The organism is Nonomuraea sp. NPDC004702 (assembly GCF_053601695.1).
Map to the genome: position 1 here is coordinate 96,704 of NZ_JBSGCE010000038.1, position 9,474 is coordinate 106,177.

Consider the following 9,474-nt stretch of genomic DNA (forward strand, 5'->3'; position numbering starts at 1 on the left):
TCAGGCCACCGCCGCGAAGGCGCCGCAGTACTCGGCGACCGGGTCCCGTCGCGCGCCGGTGACCGGATCCCGGTACGGCGCCATCATCTGGGCGAAGGTCGCGGCGGAACCGGCCGTCTCCTCGCCGTCCACGACCGCGCCCTCGGCGAGCGCCGCGGCGGCGGTCAGTGACCGGGCGCCGCCGAACCGCTTCTCGCAGCTGATCTCGACGGACTCCTCGAAGAACCCGATCTCGATGGTGATCGTGATCCGCGCCCGGCCGACCGCGTCGCCGCCCTCGTACCCCAGCTCCAGGTAGAGCTCGATCGAGGCGGAGACCAGGCCGAGGACGTCCACCTCGCCGCGCGCGCGGAAGTAGCCGAACAGGACGGCCTGCCCGGTCGCGGCGTCGAGGTGGAAGTAGATCCCGGCCATCACCGACACGCTGCCGCTGGCCACCCCGAAGTCGACGGACGCCGCGGCCCCGAACTCCAGGCCGGCGTCCAGCGCGCGGACCCCGTCGGGCGACAGCACGATCCCGAACCAGCCGCCGCCGCCGAACAGCGAGACGGTGAGCCGGAACGGCGCGTCCCTGCGGCAGAACGCGAACCCGATCTCCAGCGGCCGGGTGCCCGCGAACGGCAGGTCCAGGTAGGCGTTCAGGGAGATGTTCTCCAGGCTGAAGACGCCGATCGCCAGGTTCGGCAGCGGCATCCCGTACCTCGCCAGCACGCCGCGCGGGGAGACGTCGAGCGTCGGCGGGTCGCTGAACCCGTCGAGCGGGATGATCCGGCGCAGCGTCTCGACGAACGACAGCGCCCCGATGAACTCGACGTTCCGGAACGCCACCTCGACGTCGGGCTTCTCGCCGGCCCGCATGGTGAACCTGATCCGCCGGAAGTCCAGCCGCATCGCCTCCAGCACGCCCGGCAGCAGCACCAGGTCGAACTCCTCCAGCGTGCAGGTCACGTCGGCGGCCGGGCGGGTGTCGGGCCGCAGCGCGGCGCGCAGGTCCACGACCACGGAGAAGCGTCCCTTGCGCGCCGGGTCGCCGTGGCCGTCGTGCGGGACGAAGACCGGCTGCTCGCCCTCGCGCAACGACCAGGGCTGGATGTCGGGCGTCCACTCCAGCCGGGCGGCGACGGACTCCGGCAGCCGCAGTCCCGCCCTGGCGCTCTCGATCGCCTGCCGCAGCGGCAGCACCCCGGCGGGGGCGTCGTCCCAGATGGCGAGGGCCTGTCGCAGGTGGCCGAGCAGCGTGACGACGGCGTGGTCCACGTCGGCGGGAAGGCCGGCGCCGAGCGCGTCGAGGGCGGCGCCGAAGTCGCGGAAGGCCGCGTCCACCTGGCCGAGGTCGGCCGTTCCCGCGATGAACGCCTCGACGGTGGCGGCGAGGGTCAGCGCGGTGGTCCGCACCCGCCCGGCCGCGGCGGCCACCGCCGGGAAGCGCTCGGCCACGCCGGTGAGCCGGCGTTCGGCGCGGCGCAGGTCGGAGAGGAAGGAGGTGGCGGCGTTGACGGTCTGCGTGACGAACCGCGGCGCCTTCAGCTCCTCGTCCAGGCCGGCCGCCTTGACCAGGGCGGACAGCGGGATGACGCCGAAGAGTCTCGCGCCGATCGCGTCGAAGAAGTCCGAGGGCCGGAAGGTGCCGTCGGCGACCGCCCCGAGCGGGTCGGCCGCCGCGGCGGCGGGTGTTCGGGTGGCGCTGACCGGTCCGGTCAGGCGGGACAGGCCCGCGACGGTGAACGTGGGCGCGGCCAGGCCGCCGGCGCGGTCCCGCTGGTCGTCGAAGTCCATGACCAGCGGGGACGTGCCGGCGACCAGCTCCAGGAAGACCTCGCCGGGGTTGACGGGGTCGCCGGGCCTGTCGGGCGTCCGGTCGAAGGCGGCCTGCCGGTAGCGCCGGGCGTACCGGACCGGGCGGGGCCCGGCCGCGCCGGTGAGCCTGCTCACGGCCGGCACCACCGCCGAGGCCCAGCGCAGCACCGGGAGGAAGCCGGGGATCCGCTGGTGGAGCCGGTCGTCGCGGTCCGTCGGCAGGGCGGCCCCCCAGACGAGGGTCGCGGCCTCGACGGTGGTGTCGCCGGGCGCGGCGGGCGCGGCGACGGCGACCCGGGCGCCGTGCAGGTTGGCGCTCAGCCGGTCCGGCGGCGCCTCCGCCGGACCGGGGTCCAGGGCGTTGTACGCCGCTGCCACCGCCACCAGGTCGGCGCCCTTGTTGAAGTTCTCGGTGAGGAACAGCAGCGGGGTGCTGAACTCGGTCTCCCGCCCGGCCAGGTCGGTCGCGCGCACCTTGAACAGGTACGGGTCCTGGTCGCGGACGGCGGGGAAGAAGGCGTGCTGCCCTTCGCGCACCGGCAGGACGTCGGCGGGCGGGGAGAGGTCGGGGGTGACCAGGGTCAGCAGCTCGACCCGCCGGAACGGGAACAGGGCGTCGAGCCGTTCGCCGTCGTCGTCGCGGCGGGCCGGGCCGGGCGGGAAGTCCCGGACCGGTTCGCGGCAGGTGATGAAGATGCGCTGGGCCAGGTAGGCGGGATGTTCCGGGCGATCTGGGTCGAACTTCCGCTCGGTCACCTTCACCAGGTCCGCGCGGTGCCCGAAGGGGCACAGGTAGCCCGAGTAGAGCACCCGTACGTAGTGGTCGCGGCCCATGGCCGCGCGGTGCCGCCACTGGCTGACGTTGGTGATCGCCGGGCGGGGGTCCCAGCTACCCAGGGCGTCGAGCCAGCCGCCCAGGGCGGACAGGATCAGGTGGCCGACCTCGACGGGCACGGGCGCGTACGGCTGGTGCCCCGGCTCGGTGAACAGCCCGCGGTCGCTGGTGAGGTGGACGAGCGCGGCCCGGTCGGCGGGCGTCAGCGACGTGGGAAGCGGGTCGGGCGGCGGATCGACCGGCGTGTCGCCGGGGAAGTCCCTGGTCCACACGGCCCTGGCCCGCGTGTCGCGCACCCGCGTGTGCCACAGCTCCACCCGGTCCGCGTCGTCGGCGGGGGCCGTGCGGTGGGTCCAGCGCACGTCGGGGGGTGGTGACAGCAGCAGCCGGTACGGCAGCTCGATCGCGGTCCGCGGATCCCCCGCCGGGTCGCGCAGCGGGTCGGCCGGGCCCTCGTCGCCCACCGTGCGCAGCGGCAGCCGTCTCATGGCCGCCAGCAGGCCCTCGGCGGTGTACGGCACCTCGTCCTCGGGCCCCACGACGAAGACCAGCGTGGTGCGTCCGCTGATCCGGGAGACGACGGGAGGCGCCGGACGGGGCCGCACCGGGACGGGATCGGGCAGCCCGGCCCCGGCCGATTCGAAGAACGCCTGCTCCACGATGTGCTGCGCGGCGAACGTGACGACGATCAGCCCCTCGCGCTCCGGCACGGTCCTGACCAGGATCCGGCCGGCCGCCGGGCGCTTGAACGACAGGCCGGGAAAACCGAAGCGCAGATCCGCCAGATCGGCGGTGCGGACCAGGCGGACCTGCTCCGGCTCCTCCGCGGGACCGGTCAAGGCTTCACCACCCTTTCCCGCTCAGCCGACGAAGGGGGACGCGAAGGCGAACTGCTCCCGGTGGACCAGGTCGGTGACCTGGACGGAGCCCACGGCCCGGTCGAACTGGAAGGGGTTGTTGTCGGGGACGCTCCGCGTGCCGCAGAACGCGGTCTGCCCGTTCTGGAGGTGGATGGCGGTGCACCGGGCGTTGCCGGGGAGCGGGTCGAGCGTGGCGGTCAGGGTCTCGACCTCCACCGCGAAACCCGTGCCGTTGAAGACCTCGGTCTGGGCCTGCTTCCAGGAGGCGCCGGTGCCCCAGATGCAGGCCCGGGCCGACAGGCCGGGGAAGACGGCGCTGGAGACCCAGCTCCCGCACGTCGGTTCGGCCGCGGCCCGCACGCCGGACGCATGGGCCGCGCCGGACGCCGTCACCGCCGCCCCCGCCACCACCGTCGCGATGAGGGCCCGGGAAAGGGCTCTCGCTGTTCTGTCGTTCATCGTGCTCGTCCTTCCGTGGGACGGTCTGATCGCCCGAGCGATCGTCGCCCTGCGTGAGCGATCACTTACACTGCGTCCATGCTGTTGGGGTGGAAGGGCGGCGGGCAACGTTCGGTCCACTCAGTGGACCGGCCGCGCGCGGCGCGTCGGCGCAGCTCACGGGGTATGGGCCCGGGCATGCCCGAAGGACATCTCATCCACCGGCACGCCGCCGGGCAGCACGCGGACCTGGCCGGGCGGACGGTGCTCGCCGCCGGGCCGCAGGGGCGGTTCGACGCGCGGCCGTGGGACGGGCGGGTGCTGACGGAGGTGGAGGCGGTCGGCAAGCACCTGCTGTACCACTTCGCGGACGCGCCGACCGTGCACGTCCACCTGGGCATGCGGGGCGTCTTCCTGCGGTACGACGATCCGGGGACGTCGCCGCGGCCCGGCACCCGGTTGCGGCTGGCGACCGGCGAGGTGGCCTACGACCTGATCGCGCCTTCGCGGTGCGAGGCGCTGACCCGCGGGCAGGTGACGGCGTTGCGGGACTCGCTCGGGCCCGATCCGCTGCGCGCGGACGCCGTGCCGGAGCAGGCCGTGGCCCGGCTGACCGCGTTCGGCGGGCCGGTGGGCGCGGCCGTGCTGGACCAGAGGGTGTGGTCGGGCATCGGGAACGCGTGGCGGGCCGAGCTGCTGTTCCTCGTCGGCCTGCATCCGAACGCCCGCGGCGTCTGCGCCGAGGCCGCCGGGCGGCTGTGGGACACGGCGGTCCGGTATCTCGCTCTCGGCCGGGACGCCGGGCAGGTGGTGAGCGACCCGGACGCCCCCTCCGAGCGCTGGGTGTACCGGCGCGAGCACTGCCGAAGCTGCGGCGCACCCGTGCTGACCTGGCAACTCGCGTCGCGGACCGCATATTGTTGCCCCATGGAACAGCCGGAGCGGCCGTGACCGGCCTTCTCGACGTCCGGCGGATCTACGCCGAGCCCGCGGCCGCCGCGCTGCCGCGCGGGCGCGAGGTCCTCGCCAGGTTCCCCGCCGCCGAGATCGTCGAGGTCGAGAGCCACCACCGCATCCCCGAGCTGTACGGCGACGAGGCGAACGTGGCCCGCTGGGTGCGGATCAAGACCGAGGCGCTCGTGCTCGGCGTCAAGAAGTCGCTGACCGCCCGTCCCAACGGCCGCTCGGCCGACTTCATCGCGCCCTCCACGGCCAACGGCTGCGCGATGGCGTGCGCCTACTGCTACGTGCCCCGCCGCAAGGGTTACAGCAACCCGATCACGGTGTTCGCCAACATCGACCAGATCACCGGCTACCTGCGGCGGCACGCCTCCCGCCAGGGCGTCAAACCCCGGCCCGACCAGGTCGATCCCCGCCTGTGGGTGTACGACATCGGCGAGAACTCCGACTGCTCGCTCGACGCCACGATCTGCGACAACGTCCGGGACCTGGTCGAGCTCTTCCGCGACCTGCCCAACGCCAAGGCCAGCTTCGCCACCAAGTACGTCAACCGCGACCTGCTCGGGTGGGACCCGCGCGGGCGTACGCGGGTGCGGTTCAGCCTCATGCCCGCCGCCGACTCCAAGCTCCTGGACATCCGCACCTCGCCGGTCGCCGAGCGCATCGACGCGATCAACGACTTCGTCGCGGCCGGTTACGAGGTGCACGTCAACCTGAGCCCGGTGGTGGTCCGGGACGGCTGGCTGGAGGACTGGGCCGAGCTGCTGGAGCGGCTCGACGACGCGCTGTCGCCCGAGGCCCGCGCCCAGCTCGCCGCCGAGGTGATCTTCCTGACCCACAACGACCGGCTCCACCAGGTCAACCTGGGCTGGCATCCGAAGGCCGAGGAGGTGTTGTGGCGGCCCGAGCTGCAGCAGGCCAAACGGTCGGAGACGGGCGGCTGGAACGTCCGCTACCGCAACGGACACAAGGGCCGCTACGTCGCCGCCCTGACCGGGCTGATCGCCGCCAGGCTCCCCTACTGCCGCATCCGCTACGCCTTCTGACGACAGCGCCTTCTGCCAGCTACGCCTTCTGACGGCTATGCCTTCTGACGGGCCGGCCCGGCCTCGGGTCCGGGGAACCACGCGCCGTCCGGGACGCCGAGCCAGTCGTGGGCGGCGGCCAGCTCGTCCACGGCCTGGTGGAGGGCGCGCAGGCCGGGATGGTCGTCGTCGGCGCGCCAGATCATCGTCCAGGGGAACATGGCGACCGGGTCCACGAGCGGGCGCAGGACCGCCCCCGGGATGTCGGGCTGCGTGGTGAGCGTGAGGATGGGCGCGTCGCGGTCGCGGAGGTGCTGGGCCAGCTCGTCGCCGCCGCGCACGTGCGGGTGAGCCAGGGCGGCGTCGACGCCGAAGGGGGCCAGCAACTGCAGGACGGCGTGCTCCCAGCCGGGCGTGGCGTGGTCGCCGGCGCGGATGCATGGGCTCGCGCCGCGCAACGACTCCAGAGGGATCGCGGGCAGCCGGGCCAGCGGGTGACGCTCGGGCAGCAGCACCGCGATGCGCTCGTGGCGTACCGGCCGCCACCGCACACGGCCGGACGCTCCCAGGCCCGGCGCTCTGACGCCGGGCGCTCCGAGCCCGGACGCTCCGAGGCCGGACGCTCCGAGGCCGGACGCTCCGAGGCCGGGCGTTCCTGAGCCGAGTGCTTCGGAGCCGAGCGTTCCGGAGCTGAGCGTTCCGGGGCCGAGCGTTCCGGGGCCGGGCGGTTCGGGGCTGCGGCCGAAGGTGACGTCCAGGCGGCCGTCGGCCAGCAGGGGCGGAGCCGCTTCGGTGCCGCTGTGGAAGCGGGCGAAGAACTCCACCCCCGGCGCGTGGGCGCGGGCCGCGGCCAGCACCAGGGCAGGGGTCAGACCGGCGCCGACGACGTCGACCGTCAGCGACCTGGGCCGGCCGCGCAGGTCCAGCATGGTGGCGTCGTACAGGGCGAGGATCTCCCGCGCCCGGGTCAGCAGCAGGCGTCCCTCCGGGGTGAGGGCGACCTTGCGGGTGGTGCGCTCCAGGAGCCGGCGGCCCACCCGGTCCTCCAGCTTGCGGACGTCGCGGCTGAGCGCCTGCTGCGCCACGTACAGGCGCTGGGCGGCTCTGCTGAAGTGCAACTCCTCGGCGACGGCCACGTAGTGGCGCAGCAGGCGGATCTCCACGTCGTCCGGCATGTCACCTTCCTACCTGATTCACACAGCAGGCGCGTGAATCGCGTTCGAACAGGTGTTGGACCCGGACGCCGCGTCACCGCAAGGATCAGGACATGGCCGGACGAGGAACGATCACGCTGTGCTACGGGCTGACGGGCGTCATGAACGCGGTGTGGGCCGCCACGCTGCCCGCCACCGACGCGCGCCTCGGGCTCGGGCCCGGCGGGCTCGGCGCGCTGCTCATGGTGCTGGCCGCCGGCTCCCTCGTGGCCATGCCGGTGGCCGGACGGCTGTGCGACCGGTGGTCCGGGGGCGGGCTGCTGCGGGTCTGCGCACCGGCGGCGGCGCTGGCGCTGGCCAGCCCGGCGCTGGCGGCCGGTCCCGGGCCGCTGATGGTCTCGGCCGCTCTGCTCGGGGTGCTCTTCGGTCTGCTGAACGTGGCCCTGAGCGTCCAGGCGGTGGCCGTCGAGCGGGGGCTCGGGCGGCCGATCATGGCCACGGTGCACGGCACATGGACGCTCGGCGCGGTGGCGGGCGGCGCGCTCGTCACGGCGGCCCTGCGTGCTGGGGCCGACGTGCGGGTGCTGATGCTGGTGGGCGCGACGGCGCTGACCGCCGCCATGGCCGCCGTCGGGGGCGCCGCCATGGCCCCCACCCGGGCCACGGCCGGAACCACCACCGGGACCACCGTCGGGGGCGCTGCCAGGACCACCGTCGAGGCCGCCCACGGGAGCGCGGGCGGAGCCGTCGGCGGGGGTGCGGGCGGGGTGGGCGGAGCGGAGGGGCGGGGGGTGGCTCGGCTCAGGCCGGGGGTGCTGGCCATGCTGGGCGTGATCGGCGCCGCCGCGTTCGTCGCCGAGGGCGCCGCCACCGACTGGGCCGGGGTGCACGCGACCCGCGTCCTGGGCGCCGACCCGGCCACCGGGTCGCTCGTCTACACCGTCTTCTTCGTGGCGATGACGCTCGTCCGGTTCGCCGGCGACGCCGTCAGGACGCGGCTCGGCGTCCGCGTCACGATCCGGCTGGCCGGCGCGACCGCCACCGCCGGTTACGGGCTCGTCCTGCTCGCGGGCGTCCTGCCCGTGGGAGCGGCCGTCCGGCTGGGCTGCGCCATGGCCGGTTGGGCGCTGTCCGGCGCGGGCGTGGCCGTGGTCTGGCCGGTCGTGGCCAGCCTGCTCGGCACCGTGGGCGGGGCCGCGCGCGGCCTGTCCGCGGTGACCACCGTCAGCTACGGCGGCGGCCTCGTCGGCCCCGCCCTCATCGGGTACGTCGCCACGACGGCGTCGCTGCCCCTCGCCCTGGTGATCCCGGCGGCCCTGGCGCTGCTCGTGGCCATCGCCGCACCACCGCTGCTGGACGCGGTCGGCACGACCGCGGCCGCGGCCGACCATCCGGCGGCCCGCGTCAGGGCCGTCGCTTCCAGGAGGACATCATGACCGCGACCGTCTCCACGACCGTCTCCACGCTCGACGTCCCGGGCGCCCGCCTGCACTTCGAGGTACGCGGCCAGGGCCCGCTCGTCGCGCTCGTCGGCGCGCCGATGGACGCCGGCTCCTTCGCCGCGCTGGCCGACCTGATCGCCGGCGACCACACGGTGCTGACCACCGACCCGCGCGGCATCAGGCACAGCCCGCTGGACGACCCCGCCCAGGACTCCACGCCGCGGCTGCGCGCCGACGACCTGTCCCGCCTGCTGGCCCACGTGGACGCCGGTCCGGCCGTCGTCTTCGGCTCCAGCGGCGGGGCCGTCACCGCGCTGGCCCTGGCGCAGGCCCGTCCCGATCAGTTGCGCGGCGTCGTCGCCCACGAACCGCCGCTGGTCGAGCTGCTGCCGGACCGCGACGAGCTGCACCGCCAGACCGACGAGCTCATCGCCGCCTACCTGAGCGGCGACGTCGTCGGGGCCTGGGCGGGGGTCATGGGCCAGGCCGGCATCACGGTGCCGGACGGCGCGCTGGAGATGATGTTCGGCGGCCCGCGCGACCCGCGGGACGTCGCCGACGAGCGCCGCTGGTTCGCCCACGAGCTGCACGCCACCACGCATTGGGCGCCCGACCTGGACCGGCTGCGCGCGACGCCCGGTCTGGTGATCGGCATCGGCGAGGAGTCGGCCGGGCAGCTGTGCGACCGCGCCTCCCGGGCCCTGGGGCAGGCGCTCGGGCTCGACCCCGTCCTGTTCCCCGGCGACCACACGGGCTTCGCCGATGCCCCCGACGCGTTCGCCCCCGTGCTGCGAACGGTGCTGGACCGGCTTCGCTGAATCCCGGCGACGACACAGCAGCCCGACCGCCCCCGGCCCGCCGCTGTCACGCCGGCGAACCGACCTGGGGCGCGCGGCCGGTCCTCGACCGGCCGCGGGGGGGGCCGGCGGCGGCACACCCCCCCCCCCCCCCCCCCCGCCCCCG

At 74.9% G+C, this 9,474-nt stretch carries 7 protein-coding genes; 4 read left to right on the forward strand and 3 right to left on the reverse strand.

Features of this window, described 5'->3' with window-relative positions:
- Together ACWEJ6_RS36225 and ACWEJ6_RS36230 are read right to left on the reverse strand one after the other, a co-directional pair.
- Entirely contained in the window at positions 1-3,471 is a 3,471-nt protein-coding gene (locus ACWEJ6_RS36225; RefSeq protein WP_452429665.1) for a hypothetical protein, read from the reverse strand.
- Between the two features lie 21 nt (positions 3,472-3,492).
- Complete coding sequence (locus tag ACWEJ6_RS36230) at positions 3,493-3,951, reverse strand: hypothetical protein (protein WP_452429667.1); 459 nt, start codon at positions 3,949-3,951, stop codon at positions 3,493-3,495.
- Positions 3,952-4,128: 177 nt separating this feature from the next.
- On the opposite strand from ACWEJ6_RS36230, the gene ACWEJ6_RS36235 reads away from it, so the two are divergent.
- Together ACWEJ6_RS36235 and ACWEJ6_RS36240 are read left to right on the forward strand one after the other, a co-directional pair.
- Positions 4,129-4,881, forward strand: coding sequence for a DNA-formamidopyrimidine glycosylase family protein (locus ACWEJ6_RS36235; RefSeq protein ID WP_452429669.1), 753 nt, complete (start codon positions 4,129-4,131; stop codon positions 4,879-4,881).
- Positions 4,878-5,936: a spore photoproduct lyase family protein gene (locus ACWEJ6_RS36240; protein WP_452429671.1), complete on the forward strand. Its 1,059-nt coding sequence runs from the start codon at positions 4,878-4,880 to the stop codon at positions 5,934-5,936. Before ACWEJ6_RS36235 ends, ACWEJ6_RS36240 begins: the two co-directional genes overlap by 4 nt.
- Before the next feature lie 35 nt (positions 5,937-5,971).
- On the opposite strand, the gene ACWEJ6_RS36245 is transcribed toward ACWEJ6_RS36240, so the two are convergent.
- Positions 5,972-7,090 (reverse strand): LysR family transcriptional regulator, encoded by a 1,119-nt coding sequence (locus ACWEJ6_RS36245; protein ID WP_452429673.1) that lies wholly within the window; start codon positions 7,088-7,090, stop codon positions 5,972-5,974.
- 92 nt (positions 7,091-7,182) lie between these two features.
- On the opposite strand from ACWEJ6_RS36245, the gene ACWEJ6_RS36250 reads away from it, so the two are divergent.
- Entirely contained in the window at positions 7,183-8,505 is a 1,323-nt protein-coding gene (locus ACWEJ6_RS36250; RefSeq protein WP_452429675.1) for an MFS transporter, read from the forward strand.
- Positions 8,502-9,329 (forward strand): alpha/beta fold hydrolase, encoded by an 828-nt coding sequence (locus ACWEJ6_RS36255; RefSeq protein ID WP_452429677.1) that lies wholly within the window; start codon positions 8,502-8,504, stop codon positions 9,327-9,329. The genes ACWEJ6_RS36250 and ACWEJ6_RS36255 overlap by 4 nt, the downstream gene beginning before the upstream one ends.
- Positions 9,330-9,474: the final 145 nt, after the last annotated feature.

What these genes read in the sequence shown, in the direction of transcription:
- ACWEJ6_RS36245 (WP_452429673.1), bottom strand. Translation starts at nt 7,090, where the DNA reads ATGCCGGACGACGTGGAGATCCGCCTGCTGCGCCACTACGTGGCCGTC.
- ACWEJ6_RS36230 (WP_452429667.1), bottom strand. Translation starts at nt 3,951, where the DNA reads ATGAACGACAGAACAGCGAGAGCCCTTTCCCGGGCCCTCATCGCGACG.
- ACWEJ6_RS36235 (WP_452429669.1), top strand. Translation starts at nt 4,129, where the DNA reads ATGCCCGAAGGACATCTCATCCACCGGCACGCCGCCGGGCAGCACGCG.
- ACWEJ6_RS36250 (WP_452429675.1), top strand. Translation starts at nt 7,183, where the DNA reads ATGGCCGGACGAGGAACGATCACGCTGTGCTACGGGCTGACGGGCGTC.
- ACWEJ6_RS36255 (WP_452429677.1), top strand. Translation starts at nt 8,502, where the DNA reads ATGACCGCGACCGTCTCCACGACCGTCTCCACGCTCGACGTCCCGGGC.